Source organism: Pseudoalteromonas sp. T1lg88 (assembly GCF_002964765.1).
Lineage (GTDB): Bacteria > Pseudomonadota > Gammaproteobacteria > Enterobacterales > Alteromonadaceae > Pseudoalteromonas.
On sequence record NZ_PQCF01000006.1, the window covers coordinates 281255 to 299984 of the forward strand.

The 18730-nt window shown below is 46.8% G+C and carries 15 protein-coding genes and 4 pseudogenes; 5 read left to right on the top strand and 14 right to left on the bottom strand.

Going from position 1 to position 18730, the window contains the following annotated elements; translation table 11 throughout:
• Positions 1-100 precede the first annotated feature (100 nt).
• On the bottom strand, positions 101-775 hold the full coding sequence (radC, locus tag C2M34_RS03015; protein ID WP_105199420.1) for a RadC family protein: 675 nt from the start codon (positions 773-775) through the stop codon (positions 101-103).
• A gap of 117 nt (positions 776-892) precedes the next feature.
• Between radC and coaBC the strand changes: the two genes are divergently transcribed.
• Positions 893-2080, top strand: a complete 1188-nt coding sequence (coaBC, locus tag C2M34_RS03020) for a bifunctional phosphopantothenoylcysteine decarboxylase/phosphopantothenate--cysteine ligase CoaBC (RefSeq protein ID WP_442792776.1) — start codon at positions 893-895, stop codon at positions 2078-2080.
• A gap of 95 nt (positions 2081-2175) precedes the next feature.
• Positions 2176-2763 carry a nucleoid occlusion factor SlmA gene (gene slmA, locus C2M34_RS03025; RefSeq protein WP_105199418.1) on the top strand — a complete coding sequence of 196 codons (588 nt, stop codon included), beginning with the start codon at positions 2176-2178 and terminating at the stop codon, positions 2761-2763.
• A gap of 81 nt (positions 2764-2844) precedes the next feature.
• Here the strand turns inward: slmA and zapE are convergent, their stop codons facing one another.
• Positions 2845-3978, bottom strand: a complete 1134-nt coding sequence (gene zapE, locus C2M34_RS03030) for a cell division protein ZapE (RefSeq protein WP_234398761.1) — start codon at positions 3976-3978, stop codon at positions 2845-2847.
• A 54-nt stretch (positions 3979-4032) separates the two neighbouring features.
• On the opposite strand from zapE, the gene rsuA reads away from it, so the two are divergent.
• Both rsuA and C2M34_RS03040 read left to right on the top strand, forming a co-directional pair.
• On the top strand, positions 4033-4731 hold the full coding sequence (gene rsuA, locus C2M34_RS03035; RefSeq protein WP_105258026.1) for a 16S rRNA pseudouridine(516) synthase RsuA: 699 nt from the start codon (positions 4033-4035) through the stop codon (positions 4729-4731).
• An 88-nt stretch (positions 4732-4819) separates the two neighbouring features.
• Positions 4820-6184 carry an MBL fold metallo-hydrolase RNA specificity domain-containing protein gene (locus C2M34_RS03040; protein WP_105258027.1) on the top strand — a complete coding sequence of 455 codons (1365 nt, stop codon included), beginning with the start codon at positions 4820-4822 and terminating at the stop codon, positions 6182-6184.
• A gap of 257 nt (positions 6185-6441) precedes the next feature.
• On the opposite strand, the gene galE is transcribed toward C2M34_RS03040, so the two are convergent.
• Together galE and C2M34_RS03050 are read right to left on the bottom strand one after the other, a co-directional pair.
• Positions 6442-7455: a UDP-glucose 4-epimerase GalE gene (gene galE / locus C2M34_RS03045; protein ID WP_105258028.1), complete on the bottom strand. Its 1014-nt coding sequence runs from the start codon at positions 7453-7455 to the stop codon at positions 6442-6444.
• Positions 7456-7473: 18 nt separating this feature from the next.
• Positions 7474-8475 carry an NAD-dependent epimerase gene (locus C2M34_RS03050; protein WP_105258029.1) on the bottom strand — a complete coding sequence of 334 codons (1002 nt, stop codon included), beginning with the start codon at positions 8473-8475 and terminating at the stop codon, positions 7474-7476.
• Between the two features lie 212 nt (positions 8476-8687).
• Here C2M34_RS03050 and C2M34_RS15855 point away from each other — a divergent pair.
• A pseudogene (locus tag C2M34_RS15855) lies at positions 8688-9450 on the top strand (transposase); the annotation flags it as partial.
• Positions 9451-9804: 354 nt separating this feature from the next.
• Here C2M34_RS15855 and C2M34_RS03065 read toward each other — a convergent pair.
• The 10 genes and pseudogenes from C2M34_RS03065 to C2M34_RS03110 form a co-directional block, all read right to left on the bottom strand.
• Positions 9805-10404 carry an SDR family NAD(P)-dependent oxidoreductase gene (locus C2M34_RS03065; protein WP_105258032.1) on the bottom strand — a complete coding sequence of 200 codons (600 nt, stop codon included), beginning with the start codon at positions 10402-10404 and terminating at the stop codon, positions 9805-9807.
• Positions 10401-10850 carry an adenylyltransferase/cytidyltransferase family protein gene (locus C2M34_RS03070; protein ID WP_105258033.1) on the bottom strand — a complete coding sequence of 150 codons (450 nt, stop codon included), beginning with the start codon at positions 10848-10850 and terminating at the stop codon, positions 10401-10403. Before C2M34_RS03070 ends, C2M34_RS03065 begins: the two co-directional genes overlap by 4 nt.
• Positions 10851-11205: 355 nt before the next feature.
• Positions 11206-11500, bottom strand: a pseudogene (locus C2M34_RS16035) (GDP-mannose 4,6-dehydratase); the annotation flags it as partial.
• Between the two features lie 11 nt (positions 11501-11511).
• On the bottom strand, positions 11512-12678 hold the full coding sequence (locus tag C2M34_RS03080; RefSeq protein ID WP_105258034.1) for a nucleotide sugar dehydrogenase: 1167 nt from the start codon (positions 12676-12678) through the stop codon (positions 11512-11514).
• A 169-nt stretch (positions 12679-12847) separates the two neighbouring features.
• A pseudogene (locus C2M34_RS03085) lies at positions 12848-13240 on the bottom strand (sugar phosphate nucleotidyltransferase); the annotation flags it as partial.
• A gap of 249 nt (positions 13241-13489) precedes the next feature.
• Positions 13490-14602 carry a UDP-N-acetylglucosamine--undecaprenyl-phosphate N-acetylglucosaminephosphotransferase gene (gene wecA, locus C2M34_RS03090; RefSeq protein ID WP_105258035.1) on the bottom strand — a complete coding sequence of 371 codons (1113 nt, stop codon included), beginning with the start codon at positions 14600-14602 and terminating at the stop codon, positions 13490-13492.
• A gap of 259 nt (positions 14603-14861) precedes the next feature.
• On the bottom strand, positions 14862-15737 hold the full coding sequence (galU, locus tag C2M34_RS03095) for a UTP--glucose-1-phosphate uridylyltransferase GalU (RefSeq protein WP_105258036.1): 876 nt from the start codon (positions 15735-15737) through the stop codon (positions 14862-14864).
• A gap of 85 nt (positions 15738-15822) precedes the next feature.
• Positions 15823-16913, bottom strand: a pseudogene (locus tag C2M34_RS03100) (UDP-glucose 6-dehydrogenase).
• A 62-nt stretch (positions 16914-16975) separates the two neighbouring features.
• Positions 16976-17476 (bottom strand): acyltransferase, encoded by a 501-nt coding sequence (locus C2M34_RS03105; RefSeq protein WP_105258037.1) that lies wholly within the window; start codon positions 17474-17476, stop codon positions 16976-16978.
• Positions 17473-18675: a glycosyltransferase family 4 protein gene (locus C2M34_RS03110; RefSeq protein WP_105258038.1), complete on the bottom strand. Its 1203-nt coding sequence runs from the start codon at positions 18673-18675 to the stop codon at positions 17473-17475. The genes C2M34_RS03105 and C2M34_RS03110 overlap by 4 nt, the downstream gene beginning before the upstream one ends.
• Between the last annotated feature and the right edge of the window lie 55 nt (positions 18676-18730).

Sequence of the window (18730 nt, forward strand, 5' to 3'; positions counted from 1 at the left end):
TTTATTTTTGTGCTTTACTCTGAGCGCCATCTAAACGCCTTCTGCTCGCTGTGTGAACTAACTACATACTCTGAAACGAACAACAAATAACGGAAAGAGTTTAGAGCAGTCCCTGCTCGGCAAAAGACACGCATTGACTGCCGCCTACAACCAGGTGATCCAGCACCCGAATATCCACCAGCGCCAACCCCTGAGTGAGTTTATGGGTGATCAGTTTGTCCGCCTGACTGGGCTCGGCCACGCCGCTGGGATGATTATGAGCCAAGATCACCGCTGCGGCATTGTGCTTCAGTGCCGCCTTTACCACCTCGCGCGGATAGACGGACGCTGCATCTATGGTGCCCTGAAACAAGACTTCCCTGGTGATTAAGCGGTGCTGCGCATCCAAAAACAGCACTAAAAACTGCTCCCGCTGCTGAGTTTTTAGCTCAAGCAGCAAAAAATCACGCACCGCCTGCGGCGAATCAAACAAGGTGTCGCGCTCTAAGGCGCTGAGCAAATGTCGTCTTGCCAACTCGATGGCCGCCTGTAATTGCACATACTTAGCCGTGCCCATACCGCGCCAGCGGCAAAAATCATCATGCTCGGCGCTCAACAAGGGCGACAGCCCCTGGCTGTGGCTTAACACCTGCTGCGCCAGCTCCACGGCATTGGCGCCGGGCACACCGGTACGAAAGAAAATGGCCAGTAATTCGGCATCGGATAAGCTGTGAGCGCCGCTGGCAAGCAGCTTCTCACGCGGCCTTTGCGCCTGGGGGATGTCGGTGATACGCATAAGCACTCCTTGCTTTGCTAATTGCTAAACTATAGTGCAAGGGGCCGACATCTGGTATCTTTTACCCCAGTTTGGGGCGTTATACCCGTTTAAATATCAACTGAATTATTGTTCGCTATGCAAAACAAAAAAGTGGTCCTTGGGATCAGCGGCGGCATTGCCGCCTACAAATGTGCCGAGTTAACACGTCGCCTTAAAGAGCGCGGTTGTGAGGTTAAAGTGGTGATGACCGACAGTGCCAAACACTTTATCACGCCACTGACCATGCAGGCGGTATCCGGTGAAATGGTGTCGGACTCCCTGCTCGACCCTCAAGCCGAAGCGGCCATGGGCCATATCGAATTTGCCAAATGGGCGGATCTGATTTTAGTTGCCCCTGCAACGGCGAACATAATTGCCAAAATGGCTGCCGGCATTGCCGATGATCTCCTCACCACCCTGTTGCTGGCGACGGATGCCGACGTTGCCATCGCCCCGGCGATGAATCAACAAATGTATGCCCACCCGGCCACCAAAGCGAATTTAACCACCTTGGCTCAACGCGGTGTCGCCATTTGGGGCCCGGGCAGCGGCGAGCAGGCCTGTGGCGATGTGGGTGCCGGACGTATGCTGGAGCCGATGGAATTAGTAGAGCTGATCTGCACTCCCGCGCACGAGCAGGTGTTGGCGGGCAAAACCGTCACCATCACCGCCGGACCAACCCGCGAGGCGCTCGATCCGGTGCGCTACATTACCAATCATAGTTCGGGGAAAATGGGCTATGCCCTGGCCGAAGCGGCACTGGCTCTGGGCGCTAAGGTGAATTTGATCTCCGGCCCGGTGAGCCTGACGCCACCGGCGCAATGCCAAGTGTATGGTGTTCAAAGCGCACTGGAGATGCACCAACAAGCATTGGCCTTAGCGCCGCAGTCGGATATTTTTATCGGCTGTGCCGCGGTGGCGGATTATCGTGCCGCCGATATCGCCGAACAAAAAATGAAGAAACAAGGGGAGGAGCTGACCCTGACTTTGGTGAAAAACCCGGACATTATTGCCGACGTGGCCGCCTTAACCAAACAGCGTCCGTTTACCGTAGGTTTTGCCGCCGAAACTCAGGATGTTGCCACTTATGCCAAAGGCAAATTGCGCAATAAAAACCTGGATATGATCTGTGCCAACGACGTGGCAAAACAGGGACAAGGCTTTAACAGCGACAGCAATGCCCTGACCTTGTTTAGCGCCGACAGCGAACTAAGCCTGCCATTAACCGACAAGCATAAGTTAGCGCTCACTGTCATGGAAAATATTGCTGCAAAGTTGATTTAAAGCATGTAAAAAACTGGAAAGGGATTTCAGAAAGCATTAAGATGGCGTTCATAATAAAGGTCAAAGACCACTAAAGAGCTTTAAAAAGGAACGCCATGGCTGCCACACGCCGCACTAATCGCAAAGAGCAGATTCTCCAATCACTAGCGCAAATGTTAGAGACTAGCCCAGGTCAACGTATTACCACCGCCAAGCTGGCAGCTGAGGTGGGGGTATCGGAAGCGGCGCTGTATCGTCACTTTCCAAGCAAGGCACGTATGTTCGAAGGCTTAATCGAGTTTATCGAAGACACCCTGCTCTCACGCATCAACATCATTTTAGAAAACGAAAAAGAAACGCAAAGCCGCGTGTATAACATGCTGATGCTGGTGTTGGCTTTTGCCGAGAAGAATCCGGGCATCACCCGCATCCTGACCGGCGACGCCCTGCAAGGGGAAAATGAGCGTCTGCGCGAGCGCATCCAAAGCCTGTTTGAAAAGCTGGAAACCCAGTTTAAGCAAGTTCTACGTGAACGTAAGCTGCGCGAAGGTAAGGCTTTTGCCAGCGACGAAGCCACATTGGCCAACCTGTTCCTTGCCTATGTGGAAGGCAAGATGAACCAGTTTGTGCGCTCTAACTTTACCGCCAAGCCCAGTGCTCAGTTTGAGAAGCAGTGGCAAGAGCTGCAAAAGATCTGGTTGTAGCTCCCCCCCTCGCACCTTATAGGTCGGTGCTTGCGCCGACATATCAAAAAATGGTGCATCTTTGTCGGGGTGAACCCCGACCTACAGGGGTAATGGCCAGCGCTGCATCTCGATCAAACGCGACTGGGTACGGGCAAATTCAAACGCCAAACGCTCGCCCTGGTATAAATGAGTCAGCTCCCCCTGAGCGGCAATGACAATCAATTTCCCCGTATCGTAAAACTCATCCACCAGCGCAATAAAACGCCTTGCCTCATCGTCAAACAGGGCATGACTGATCTGCTCCCGCTCACGTATGTAGCCCTCTTCAATGCCTTGAGCGGTAAAGTGTTGTACTTTTTCCACGCCCATTAAGGGTACCTTATCCACGTAGAGCACATCGAAACGCTGGGCGAGAAACATATAATCGGCACTGGATCGCCCCAACCCACATAGCTCAAGGAAATCGATACAGGCGGCGCGCTCACCGAGGGCTTGAAAACGCACGGCCCTATAGTGGATCAACAAGGCCTGGCTGTGGGCAGCTTGTTTTTGCTCCTTGCTAAAACGCTGCAACAGGCGCTCCGGCTGATACTCGATAAAATGCCGAAAGCCGTTAAACCCGTGCAGACGATAATCTTGCTCGCCGCTGACATCACAGACCTGACAATGAGCTTCAATTAAGGCAATTGTCGGCTCAAAACGGGCGCGCTGTAGGCCATTGCGGTATAACTCATGGGGCTGGCAGTTACTGGTTGCAACCAGTACCACGCCTTCGGCAAACAGGGCTTCGAACAGGCGTGCCATGATCATGGCATCACCGATATCGCTGACAAAGAATTCATCAAAGCAGAGCAAGCGTGTCTGCGACGCATAGTCATTGGCAAGTTGTCGCATGGGATTTTTAGTCCCTTGCAATGCCTGCAAGCGCTCATGCACCCAGGCCATAAAGTGATGAAAGTGTAGGCGCTGTTTATTTGCTATCGCTATCTGCTCATAAAATAAGTCCATCAGCATGGACTTGCCCCGCCCTACCGGACCATGTAAATAAAGCCCGTGAATAAGGCGTTTGCGCTGCCAGAAAAAGCGAGGGGATGCTTGGTCTGCCTCCAAAGCCGACGCCAGCTTTGCCAGCGCCTTGATCGCACGCAACTGCACGGGATCGGCGAGGATCTCTTTATTGCCAATAAGCTGGCAGTATTGGTCGAGGATTTTACTCAAGGTGGCTGTTTTCACTATGCGGCATGGGCTATACTCGCGCCATTGTAACCAAGTTTAAGCCCGTCCCCAATGAAGTTCCCCTGCCGATTAGACAAGTTTATTAGCAACCTGGCGGAAATTCCGCGCACTCACGCCAAAGCCGCCATTAAGAAAAAGCGTGTCACCGTCAACGGAGAAGTCACTAGGCAGCTTGATCAAGCAGTGACTGAACAAGATGAAATTATGCTCGATGGTGAGATTCTCACCTATCAAGGGATACGCTACTTTATGCTCAATAAGCCGGAAGGTTATGTGTGCGCCAATAGCGATGAGCTCCATGCCACCGTGTTTGAACTGCTTGATGAGCCCAACCTGAGCGAGTTACACATTGCCGGACGCTTAGACATAGACACCACGGGTTTGGTGTTGATCAGCAATGATGGTCAATGGAGCCACCAGATCACCAGCCCGAAAAAGCAAAAATTCAAAACCTATCTGGTCGAGCTGGCCGAGCCGCTTTCAGAGCAAGCGGTTAGTGAACTTGAGCAAGGTGTGCAGCTTCATGGTGAGCGCGACCTCACCCTACCCGCCAAGGTCGAAGTGTTGGCGCCATACCAAATTCGCCTGCATATAGTCGAAGGCAAATACCATCAGGTTAAGCGCATGCTGGCCGCGGTTGGTAACAAGGTGGTGACCTTGCACCGCGAAGCCATTGCCGGCATAGAACTTGACCCGGATCTCGCCCCGGGTGAGTACCGTCTCCTGAGCGAAGAGGAAGTCGCGCTCTAGCGCTAAGTGTCCTCAGGAAAAGTCCATTGCACTGGTGTGCGGTTCACCTATAGTAATAGGTATGTACCGATTAAGCCTATGAGTAGCAATGGAAATCATTCACCACGGAGCGGTAAATGGCGTGACCGGCTCTTGCCACCAGTTGAAGGTGAGCGAGAGCGAGTCCTTATTGGTCGACTGCGGCCTGTTTCAAGGGCTTGAAGCGCGCCAGGAGCTCGGCATCGAATTTGATATCAGTACGGTGCGGGCACTCCTAGTAACCCACTGCCATATCGACCATGTGGGTCGTATCCCCTACCTGCTTGCCGCCGGTTTTAGCGGCCCGATTTACGCCTCCGAAGCCACTGCCGCCCTGCTTCCCCTCGTCATAGAAGATGCTCTCAAACTTGGCGTCACAGAAGATGAGCAACTGGTTGCCACCTGCCTGCGCCTTATTCGCCAGCAACTGGTACCCATCGCCTTTAAACAATGGCAGGCACTGGAGTACTTTAAGACACCAGTTCGCTTTCGCCTGCAACGGGCCGGACATATTCTCGGCTCCGCCTATATCGAAGTCGATGTGGGCCAAGGAAAGCAAGCGCAACGAGTCGTGTTTTCCGGAGACTTAGGCGCACCTCACACGCCCTTGCTGCCAGCGCCTAAACCACCCTACAAGGCCGACACCCTGGTGATTGAGTCCACCTATGGCGATACCCTGCATCAGGGGCGTAAAAACCGCAGTAAACGACTTAAGGAAGTAATTGAAAAGGCGGTGCGCGATAACGGCGTGGTGCTTATTCCCGCCTTTAGCATAGGCCGTACTCAGGAGCTACTCTACGAGCTGGAGCAGATCATCCACAGCGCTCCTAAAAGGTCGTTTTGGCAGGACATTGAGGTGATCATCGACTCCCCCATGGCCGCTAATTTCACCAGCGAATACCGACGCTTTAAATCACTCTGGGATCAAGAAGCCAAGGCACGTGTGGCCAAGGGCCGTCATCCCCTTAACTTTGAACATTTGTATACACTGGATAGTCATCAGGAGCATTTACAAACCCTAAACTATCTTAAGCAGAGGCAAAAGCCGGCGATTGTGATCGCCGCCAGTGGCATGTGCAGCGGCGGGCGCATAGTGAATTACCTAGAAGCTTTTTTAGGAGATCCCCGTACCGATGTGATCTTTGTCGGCTATCAGGGCCAGGGAACTCCCGGACGTGATATTCAAAAATACGGCCCGCGCGGTGGTTATGTGGTGTTAAATAAGCAAAGGATCGATATTAAGGCACAGATACATACCATTAGCGGTTACAGCGCCCATGCGGATCAGGCCAATTTAGTGCGATTTGTTAGCGGCATGACGAAGAAGCCAAGACATATCAAAATAGTGCATGGCGATACAGAGGCAAAGCAAGCGCTTGCGGATAAACTTAAAGAAAGCCTCAAAGGCGAAGTGAAGATAGAAATCGCGACCTAAGGCGTTGTAGGTCGGCCTTTAGGCCGACAAATATGCACATAATTAGTTTTGTCGGCGCAGAGCACCGACCTACAAAGGGGGCGCAAATGCACGTTGTAGGTCGGCCTTCAGGCCGACAAATATGCACATAGTTAGCTTTGTCGGCGCAGAGCACCGACCTACAAAGGGGGCGCAAATGCACGTTGTACGTCGGCCCTCAGGCCGACAAATATGCACATAGTTAGCTTTGTCGGCGCAGAGCACCGACCTACAGGTTATTACTCATAACCATTGGGGTTTTGGCTTTGCCAGCGCCAGGCATCCTGCATCATTTGCATCAAGCCGCGCTCTGCCTGCCATCCCAGCTCATTCAAAGCTTTTTGCGCACTGGCATAACAGGTGGCGATATCGCCATCACGACGCGGGGCAATTTGATAGGGTACGGGTTTATCCGCCGCCTGCTCAAAGGCCTGCACCATTTCCAATACCGAGTAACCGTTGCCGGTTCCCAGGTTATAAATATGCACGCCGCTGTGATCAAGAAGCCAGTCCAGGGCTTTAAGGTGACCCAAGGCCAGGTCGACAACATGAATGTAATCGCGCACTCCAGTGCCGTCTTTGGTTGGGTAATCATCCCCAAATACCGCCAGCTTCTCCAGCTTACCTACGGCTACCTGAGAGATATAAGGCAAGAGGTTATTGGGAGTGCCGTTAGGGTCTTCACCTATTTGCCCGCTATGATGGGCACCAACCGGGTTAAAGTAGCGCAAGATAGCAAAACGCCAACGAGGGTCGGACTTGGCTACATCTTCTAGAATCTGCTCCACCATCAATTTAGAGGTGCCGTAAGGGTTGGTGGTGCCGCCTACCAGAGCGTTTTCATCTATGGGCAAGGTTTGCGGGTCGCCATAAACCGTAGCGGATGAGCTAAATACCAAAGAGAACACTTCGGCTTCGCGCATCGCATCAATCAGGGTAAGCGACCCTTGGACATTATTTTGATAGTACATCACCGGCTTGCTCACCGACTCGCCCACAGCCTTAAGGCCAGCAAAATGTACCACGGCGGTGATATAATGATCGCTAAACACCTTATCCAAGGCCGCTTTATCGCAAATATCGCCCTGAACAAAGGTCACGCTCTTACCCGTTAGCGCCTCAACGCGACGTAGCGACTCTTGCGAGCTGTTACAAAGGTTGTCGAACACCACTACTTCACTGCCCTGTTCGAGCAGCTCCAGTACCGTGTGTGAGCCGATATAACCGGCTCCGCCGGTAACTAAGATTGTCATACCTTTTCCTGCTTTAAATTAGGCGTAAAAACCTTTATACCATTGCACAAGCTGCTTAACCCCGGAGGTAACATCGACCTGCGGACGGTAACCCGTTGCGACAAAAAGGTCTTCGGTATCGGCATAGGTTTTATACACATCGCCCGGCTGCATTTCGCGGAAGTTTTTCACCGCTTCGATACCCAGCTCGTCTTCAATCGCCTTAATAAAGTCCATCAGATTAATAGGGCTGCCATGGCCGATGTTGTAAACCTTGTAAGGAGCCGAGCTAGTCGCAGGCGAGCCAGACTCAACCTTCCACTCCGAGTTTGGCTCGGGCACCACATCGGCAATACGCACCACACCCTCGACAATATCGTCGATATAGGTAAAGTCACGCCACATATCGCCATGGTTATTCACGTCTATAGTTTCGCCGTTAAGGATTTTCTTGGTAAAAATATAAGGGGCCATATCCGGGCGACCCCAGGGGCCATACACGGTAAAGAAGCGCAGCCCGGTTGTCGGCAACCCATATAAATGAGAATAGCTATGAGCCATTACTTCATTAGACTTTTTGGTCGCCGCATAGAGGGAAACTGGGTGATCCACCGAGTCACTGGTAGAAAAAGGCGTGGTTTCATTTAAGCCATAAACAGAGCTGGATGACGCATAGACTAGGTGCCCAATCCGGTTATGGCGACAGGCTTCTAAGATATTTAGGTGGCCAACCAGATTGCTTTCGGCGTAGGCATGAGGGTTATCAATAGAGTAACGCACACCGGCCTGGGCCGCTAAGTGAATAACGCGGTCAAACCTTTCCTGCTCGAATAGTTGCGCCAGCGCCTGCTGCTGAATAAGATCCAACTCAATAAAGGTAAAACGTTCGTGCTTTATGTGCTCAAGGCGCGCCGTTTTTAGGGCAACATCATAATAATCATTAAGGTTATCTATACCAACAACTTCATGGCCCTGTGCCAGTAGCTTGTCACTTACCGCGGCGCCAATAAAACCGGCGGCGCCCGTTACCAAATACTTCACGGATAGCCTCTATTAATCACTGCCAAACAGATAGCGAGTATACACCTAACTGGCAACATCACTCAATTCATCGGTCATACGATTGGAGATTATGACATCCGAGCGCTGTTTGAGTTCCTCAAGCGAGGTGTGACCTTATGACCTGTCCCCCAAAATTAACATCATGACTTTGAGGAGATTTCCAATAAACTGGAGACAATGGAGATCTCAAAATGAAAAAACGTTACGCAGAAGAATAAATTATCGAGCAATCAAACATCGTGAAGCTGGCGCTAAAGTTGATGATATTTGCCGAGAGATGGGAATATCGACAGGCACTTTTTATAACTTGCGCAGTAAATATGAGGGCCTGGAAGTAAATGAAGCCAAGCGTTTAAAAGAGCTTGAATCAGAGAATAATAAGCTCAAGCGTTTGTTGGCTGAAAGATGCTTGAAGTTGAAGGTATGAAGGATGTGCTCTCAAAAAAGTGGTGAAGCCTTCGGATAAGAAACGGATCGCTCGCCACCTCATCGAGCTATTTAACCTCAGTGAACGAGCAGCATGCCAACTATCAGGGGTTAGCCGAACCGCATTTCGATATAGCCCAAGAACGATGGCTGATAACACACTAAGAGAGCAACTAAAGCGCTTAGCTACTGAATACCCTTGTTATGGTTATTTGATGCTTCACGGCCTGTTAAAAGCAAAAGGCTTAGTGAGGAATAAAAAGCAGACATATCGAATTTATACTGAAGAAGGACTTCAAGTTCGCACCAAAAAGCGAAAGAAATACAGCGGCCAAGACTACCTTTGGAAGTACCATCAAAGCCGAATCAACGCTATTCTATGGATTTTTTGTTTCAGTTCAGCTAGCCAATGGACGACGCTTAAGAACGCTTAATGTGGTTGGTGATTATTCACGTGAAATGATCGGGCAACTCGTGTGTGTGTCAATTGGTGGCAGACAGGTCGCTCGATTATTATCTGAGATGATAGTGTAAACCTCCCCTAATTATTTGCATCCGTAATTAGAGTTTTCAACCAGTTCATTCTTCGCTAAAAAGCACACTTGAACAAGCCGCATAGCTAAAACATGCCGACCATTTCGCTTTTTTTCAATGGGTTATAGCTATTTGTAGTAAACCGAGTCGGTATAAAGAAAATTTGAACAACCGTGTTAATCCCACTTAAGAACAATCTACACGCATCCCGCTCTTTGTTACTTGCCACATAACATAGAATAACTATGCTGCACAGCTCATATCAAGAACAGAATGCATGTGGATTTAATATATAGCAAACGGCAACGTAGAAATTTTAACGTTGTGCACTATCTGCAAGATCTGCTTTTAAAGAGCCTCTATACGATGTTCGTTCTTTCGATAAAACACCAAAGTGTCGACCTGCTTCTCTTGCACCGCTTTCAAGATAGGCACTGCCCCCTCTTCCACACTCATAATATTTGGGTTTTGAATGAGTAAGCCATTACGAATTTTGGTCTCAATGGCTCCAGGGCACATTACAGTTACGGAATAACCGTCTTTGTACATGCCCCTTGAAAGCGTCACCACGCCAGCCTTTGCTGCACAATACGAGGTCCAGTCTTTGTAACTATTAAATGCCGCTGTAGACGCTACATTGACCAAGTGAACGTCTTTGTTAGCGCGCACAGCTTCACGACTCACCAAATAAGTGCCAATGAGGTTGGCTTCAATATCACGAATCCACAAAATAGGATCCGATTCAGCAACCAAACTTGAGTACAAGGTACCAGCGTTGTTGATCACCGCATCATATCGTTTGCCTGTAAAGAAAGTATTGACTCGCTGGATTGAGGCAACATCAAGTTCTTGACGCGTTGGCGCATCCACCACATGCCCTAGCTCACGCAGCTTAACCGCTACATATTTAGCTAAGTCACCACCGCCCCCTGTGATTAAAATATTCATGACTTGGGCTCTGGGATAGGATGATCGTCGCTCGGCTTAATCAACTTCTTATACTGGTTGTAAATTTTCTTCTTAAGGTTTGTTGAGCTAACACCTTTACCATAAGGGAAATAGAAAACCTTTACACCTTGATCTTTTAAATAATCATATTTGCCTTTCCAATCATCTCCGATGACGAACACATCAATGTTTAAGTTTTTAACAGTGTCTTTATGATCGAGTGTATGTTGGGGGATTACAACGTCAGGTGCACGCAAACCTTCAATAATAGCAATGCGTTCCTCAAACGGTACAGCAGGCGGGTTTTTGTAAGAACACACTAGTTCGTCGGTACTTACACCAACAATAAGAGTGTCGCCTAAACCTAGGCCGTATTCAATCATCTTTAAATGGTTACTGTGGAACAAATCAAATGTTCCTGATACGTAAACTACTGTATTACTCATTACAATATCCTTTTATATTACGAAGCCTCGCCAGCTGCCCCCATTCAGCTTTTGAGCCCTCACTAAAAGTGTCGAAATACACTAAACTCAACGGCAACAAGCAAGAGCCAATTGTCAAATTTAGGCCCCAAACGGTTAGTGACGCGTCGCGAAACCATACAGCGATAGTACAGCAGCAGGGCGTAAAGACACGGATAATACACCAAACAGCTTGACTCGCCCACCGCAAATAAAGTGGGCGTTGGCAAACTCCTAGACGGCAAAGAAGCGATTGTGCTTACTTAAAATTTGACCGGCAAGAGTGATTAAGACGACCAACTTCCAATATTTTGAGGTGTTCGATAAAACTGCTTTAGGCATAGGGATGAGGGATACCTATAGAATAACGAACTCCGGCTTGGACCGACAAGTGGATAACGCGGTCAAACTTTTCCTGCTCGAACAGCTGCGCCAACGCCTGCTACTGAACAAGATCTAACTCAATATAGGTAAAACACTCATTGGTTATGTGCTTAAGGCTGGCTTTTTTAAGTATAAACATAATAATCATTAAGGTTATCTATACCTACAACCTCATGGCCCTGTGCCAATAGCTTGTCACTGACCGCGGCGCCTATAAAACCTGCGGCGCCCGTTACTAAATACTTCATAGCTACCCTTATTAATCACTGCCAAACAAGTCGCGAGTGTACACCTTATCCGCGACATCACTCAATTCATCGGTCATACGATTGGAGATTATGACATCAGAGCACTGCTTGAGTTCCTCAAGCGAGGTGGTGACCTTAGAATGGAAAAAGGTGTCCGACTCGAGTGTAGGCTCATATATCAGCACTTCGATACCCTTGGCTTTAATACGCTTCATTACGCCTTGAATCGCCGATGCCCTGAAATTATCCGATCCGGCCTTCATTACCAGGCGATACACACCTACAACCTTAGGTGCACGCTTAATAATTGAGTCGGCGATAAAATCCTTACGCGTGGTGTTGGCATCAACGATAGCGCGGATCATATTGTTAGGTACATCCTTATAGTTGGCCAGCAACTGCTTGGTATCTTTTGGTAAGCAGTAACCACCGTAACCAAATGAAGGGTTATTGTAATGGCTTCCGATACGCGGGTCCAAGCCCACCCCCTCAATTACCTGACGGGCATCCAAACCGTGCGACTCCGCATAGCTGTCCAGCTCGTTAAAATAGGCGACACGCATGGCTAGATAAGTGTTGGAGAACAGCTTAATGGCTTCGGCTTCGGTGGAATTTGTCAGTAATACCTCCACATCCGGCTTTTCTGCCCCTTGCTGCAAAAGGGCCGCAAACTTAGCTGCACGCTCGCTTTGCTCACCAACGATGATGCGTGATGGATATAGGTTATCTTGCAATGCCTTACCCTCGCGCAGAAACTCAGGCGAAAAGAGAATATTATCAACGTCAAACCTTTCCTTGATGCTTTTGGTGTAACCCACGGGCACGGTTGACTTGATAACAATCAGCGCCGCTGGGTTGATGTGCAGTACATCCTCAATCACCTTTTCCACGGTTTGGGTGTTAAAATAATTGGTCTCTGGGTCATAGTCGGTGGGGGTTGCTATCACCACATACTCAGCACCCTGCAACGCCATTTCTTTATCCGTAGTGGCGACTAGGTTAAGCGGTTTGTTTTGCAAAAAGTGACTGATTTCATTGTCGACTATGGGTGATTCTTGATTATTCAGTAAAGCAACCTTGTTACTGTCTATATCCAGAGCAACGACTTCGTTGTGCTGCGCTAAAAGCACCGCATTAGACAAACCGACATAGCCGGTACCAACAATAGTAATTTTCATAAAAACCTATAAATCTTCTTCAAGGACCATCAACAAAGAGAGAATGGATAGCATCCTTGTTAACTATAAACAATAAGAGATTTGTGTGCATTGGGTCTTAAAACTCGACAAAAGTACACAGCGCGAAAAAATCTCATAACCGACCGCAGCCTAGCTTGCTGCACATGCTCTAAAGGCTTTTGAGATGCGCGGTAAACGCCTCGCCTAATTCCGGATGTTGCTGAGCATAGCGTACAAATGCCTTGAGGTAGCCTAACTTATCACCACAGTCGTGTGATTTTCCGCTCATGCGAAATGCCTCAACTGGCTCTTGCTCAATCAGCATATCGATAGCGTCGGTAAGTTGAATTTCTCCACCCGCCCCTATGGGCGTTTTTTTCAATAGCGGCCAGATATTATGGGATAGCACATAGCGACCAACCACAGCCAAGTTTGACGGCGCTTCTTCCATCTTGGGCTTTTCCACCATGTGTTTGATAACGGCACTTTCACCAGGTTCAATTTGTGCGCCATTGATGACTGCAACGTTCTTCTTAGCTACCGCCTCAAGCATAACTTGGCTGGTCTAAGTATTTTATTATAAGAGTACGTTACCGGCACAAATTCTTTAATCCTCACATATAAGAATTCCTTTGGTCGCTAGTATGATGCTCGTATCAAGATCAGCTACAAGGATAACGACTTCCATATTATTTTCACGTAAGCACTTGAGAAACCTAAATAGCTAGATGAAAATCTCGCTACCAAGATTACTGAGACGAGTTGATTAACGTTTAATTTTTTCAACATCGGCCATTGCTTTTTTGCCGCACTAACGAGCGAGAGCACAAGCAGCTGTTTTTAAAAGTTTATTTCCTATTTCTCTTGATATGCTCGATTTTTTTCTTTCGCTGCAAAATTGAATCCACTTCAGGAGCTTCCAAATATGCAGAATGGCGTAATTATAAACCGCAAACAGAGCTAAAAAGCCAAAAAACATTACGCTTTCAGCCACTTGGTGATATTCACAAATGATACCAATCGCAGCAAGAAAAATAGAAGCACTACAAATAACGGCAAGTGCCCCTTTTGAGGTCATACCCGCACGCATAAAAATATGATGCAAGTGTTCCCTATCTGGTTTAAACGGAGACTGACCCTTTTTAATACGTCTAAAGACTATAGCCACCATATCCATTAGAGGTATGGCAATAATCCACAACGCTGTAACTGGGCGAAATGAAGGATTATCTCCTTGCGTGCCTAATGTCAGCATCCAAATCACACTCAGGCCAATAAACATGGAGCCGGCATCACCCATAAAGATTTTGCGCGCTTTACCCGGAAGCAAAGATAAGTTGAAAAGTAAAAAAGGTACAACGGAGAAAGCAATAATCACTGGTAACATAGCCTGTTCACGGTTACCACTAAGGTAGAACAAGACGGCAATGGCAGTGAAGGAGTTAAGTGCCAAGCTTCCGGCCAAACCATCAATCCCGTCAGTCATATTGAAGGCGTTAATTGCCGCAATAACCGCAACAATCGTAAAAACAGTTCCGATAACACCTAATTCAATATCACCAAAGTAGAATAAATTACCTAGATTGTGGATGTAGTGACCAGCCCCATAAACGAGGATGCCACCTATTAGAATTTGCGCAACAATGCGCGTTCTTACTGGCAAGTCTTGTTTGTCATCAAGCATCCCTAAAAAAACGATAAGAGCGGCTGACAACAAGAACAGTCTAATGGTAGCATCGTTAGGAAACGCAATAAGCGCCGCAGTTAATGTTCCTAAAAATATGGCGATTCCTCCAATTAGCGGTACTGCACCTTCATGGTGCTTGCGCGCGTTAGGAAGATCCACCAATCCTGCCTTTATAGCTAAAGGTTTAAGAATCGGTATAACAATCAACGTTGTCAAAAGAGCAACGAATAACTCCATTCTTATTTCTCCGTAATCTCTCAAAATCCTTGAGAGGCATGTATCCAGATATAAGCCGCAATTATAACATCAAAGAACCAGTAAGCTAGCTCCATAGATTATTTGGATGCTGGACGGGTGATTCAAATAAAACTATCAGCTAACCTTTGAAAGGTGACACAGGCCCCTTTTGCGTATTCCTATTATCGCAATACTTATCGTATACAACCCTTTATTATCAAGGTATCCCCTTTCCAAATTAGAAGAAGACTCTCGGATACTAACCTTGACTCAAAAATTTGGAAAACTCCTTCCCAAGCTCGGGGTGCTGTTGCGCATAACGTACAAAAGCCTTGAGATAGCCCAATTTATCACCGCAATCATGGGATATACCGCTCATGCGAAACGCCTCTACCGGCTCTTGCTCTATAAGCATATCAATGGCATCGGTAAGTTGGATTTCACCTCCCGCACCTATAGGAGTTTTCTTCAGCAGCGGCCAAATATTATGAGAAAGAACATAGCGGCCTACCACAGCTAGGTTCGAAGGCGCTTCTTCCACCTTCGGCTTTTCCACCATATGTTTAATAACGGCACTCTCACCGGGTTCAATTTGAACTCCATTTATATCAGCAATACCATATTTGCTTACGTCCTGCTTGACTACCGCTTCAAGCATAATTTGACTGATTTGAGTCTCTTTAAAGCGTTTCATCATAGCAGCCAGGTTTTCGCTGCTTTGATCTGCGCTGAATTCATCGAGGATCACATCCGGCAAGATCACCGCAAAGGGGTTATCTCCGACTATGGGTCTGGCACACATAATGGCATGGCCCAAACCTTTGGCTTCACCTTGGCGTACGTGCATCACAGTTACGCCTTCAGGGCAAATAGAGCGCACTTCATCAAGCAATTGACGCTTAACCCGCTTCTCTAATGTTGCTTCCAGTTCAAAACTGGTATCGAAATGGTTTTCAATGGCATTTTTAGAAGAGTGCGTTACCAGAACTATCTCTTTGATACCCGCTCGAACACATTCACTGACTATATATTGAATAAGCGGCTTGTCCACCAAGGGGAGCATTTCTTTGGGAATGGCTTTGGTCGCCGGTAACATGCGAGTACCAAGGCCAGCTACTGGAATTACTGCTTTCATGGTCAATCCTTGAAGTTAAAGTTGAATGGCCAGCTAGCGCTGGCCATTAAGATGCCTAATAATAAATACAATACACTTGATTAATCTAGTCTGTATCAAAAATATCTCTGGTATAAACCTTATCTTTTTCGTCAGCAAGAGAACCAAACATGCGGTTGACGACAATTACATCGACTTCAGCTTTAAACTTAGCCTCATCTGAGTAAACCCGGAATTAAAAAAGCTATCGCCTTCGAAGCTAGGTTCGTAAATGATAACACGGCTGCCCTGAGCTTTGAGGTGCTTCAATAATTTCTTAAATCGCAGAAGCCCTCAATTTATCAGGACCAGATTTCACAATTAAATGGCAGAGTTGTACAACTTCAGGCTCTTTCACCAAGATTGCTTCGGCAATAAAGTCTTTGCGCGTTCTAATTGCGTCAACGATTGCTGAGATAATGTTATTAGAGACATCTTGGTAATTTGCCAGCAGTTGATTGGTGCTTTTAGACAAACAGTACCCACCGTAACCAAAAGGTGGATTATTGTAGTGGTTATCAATACGCGGGTCTAAACCTACACCCTTTATAATTTGCGTAGTATCTGAGTCATGAGATTCAGCATAACTATCCGGTTTATTAAAATAAGCGACGCGCATTGCAAGATAAGCGTTAAAAAAATTTTATGGCCTAAGCTTCAGCAGAGTCGGTAAATAGCATAAGAGTAACTTCCTTAACAGCGCCTTGAGCCAGCGTATCTGCAAAGCCCGAATTCAGATAATAAGTGCCCCCACTATAATGCGAATGCGCAATTGGTAAAGATTGTCATATAACGCTTTCTCTTCACGTAGAAACTCTAGAGAAAAATAACATTTTCGGTACCAAACTACAGCCCGACCTTTTGATTAAAGCCAACCGGGACAGTTTATTTTGCGACCATTTCAGCTTATGAATTAAGCTGTAAAACATATTGACTCACTGACTCTACAGAAAGAGGTATCGAAAAAATCAGTGTCAGAGTCATAATCAGTAGGTGTAGCGACTATAACTCAGTCGGCATCTTGATATACTCCTCTACTTAAAGTTGTTGCGCGTAAATTTAACTGTTCATTTGCTAAAAAGCGCTCAACCCTGAGGTAGGAGATTGATTACCATTAATGAGTGATACTATTTCTTCTAATATATCTAATGCAATCACTTTATTATGCTGTGCCTATAGGCCAATATAGCCAGCGCAAACAACCGCGAAATTTATACCCTTTACCTGATTATTTTTGCTGGCAATCCAGCTATAACATTACCTTTCGTGAACTTTTTGGACACACAAGCCCCTGCCGCTACTGCGCAACCTGGTGGGACTTCGGCACCAGCAACAATTGTTACATTTGCGCCGACCCAAGCACCTTTATGCACTACAATAGGTGCTAACTTAGACTTTCCAAAACGGTATGAGCCGTCTACTTTTGTGTGATTTCCACTAACAACAACAGTGGCAAAACCCAACATAACCTCATCTTGCAATGACACAGAGTCAATACAATTTAAGATGCAATTTGGTGCTATATAAACATCAGAACCAACCTTTAATTTTGTCAGTCCCCTCAATATTACATTAGATGAAACTTGAAAATTTTTACCGGCCTCAATCATCGCAAAGCTATATAACCAGCCACGGAATCGCATAATTTCTGGCTGGTCTGGCAACCAAATCAACAATAATCTTACAAACCAGGTATATAATAAAGCGAACTTATGTTTCAAAACGCCTCATCCTTAAAATTATCATTTACAATATCTTTTAATTGTGCTACCCAATAAGATTGCAAGGAGTATTGAACCATATCATCCACCCCATCTTTAATTTGTTGATAATTTTCTTCAACAGAAAGATAGGTAAAAGCTTCTGCAATCTCTTTGGGCGAACCAGGTTTCACTACAACAGCATTATACTTATCTTTTACAAAGGCAGATATTCCCCCAACTTGACTTACAATCAAAGGCGTCTTATGTACCCAGGATTCCATAATAACTCGTGGAAACCCCTCGTTAGTTTTAGAGGCTATTACCACACAATCTGCCGATTCAAAATATTTGGGTAATTTATTAAATGCAACCTGTCCTTCAAATTTAACACGACTCTTAAGCGTGGGAGATTCAGCTACCACCGCCTTTACCTGTTCTAAATCAGGCCCTTCACCAACAACCGTTAGACTGATATGAGGGTGGGCACCCATCGCTTCTAAAATCTCAAAAACCCCCTTGTCATGCACTACACGACCAACGAATAATATTGTCTTTAAGCTCTGACTTTGTTTGCTCGTCACACTTTTGGACTTAGTCATCATATCCACAAACTGATGAGTACGGGATGGTGCCTTCGTCTTGGCCCACTTTTCAAGCTCAGAGCCGGAAGCCAAGTTTACAGCTCCTTCATACTTACAGATATAGTTTATTTGCAGCCTTACAATAAATGAGAAAACAAGTGCTAATAGCTTATTAATCCCACGATACTTCCTATCCTTCCATGTATGGCGCGCATCACCGCATATATGATGAAGCAGAGGTTTACCCGCTTTAATGACTCTTAATGCAAATATGATACTTCCAGGGGAAGGTGTTCTAGCCCAAAAAAGTGCATGTGGGTTCTCAGCAATAACTTCATCACAAAAATTTATAAAGGAACGAAAAAAACCAGGTCTCAGTAGTGCATTCTTATAAAAATCTTTTGTAGTGCAATTTGCGGGTAAAGGGGGTATATAGAAACGCTTTTTACTCACACATGTGCTGGACTTTTGAATACTCAAACGCTCTGGATTAGCCAACTTATCAACGGGCGAGCATACCTTAACGTTATCTTGACCGAAACAATCTTGAAGAAAAGCAGCAGAGGTCGGCGTCGCGTAGTAAGAACCGTCCACCTCGTTAAATGTTTCTCCTACAAATGCGACTATCTCAGGCATATAACCCTCCTTTCTTATGATAAATTACCCCGACTACAGCATTTGCTAAAAAAAC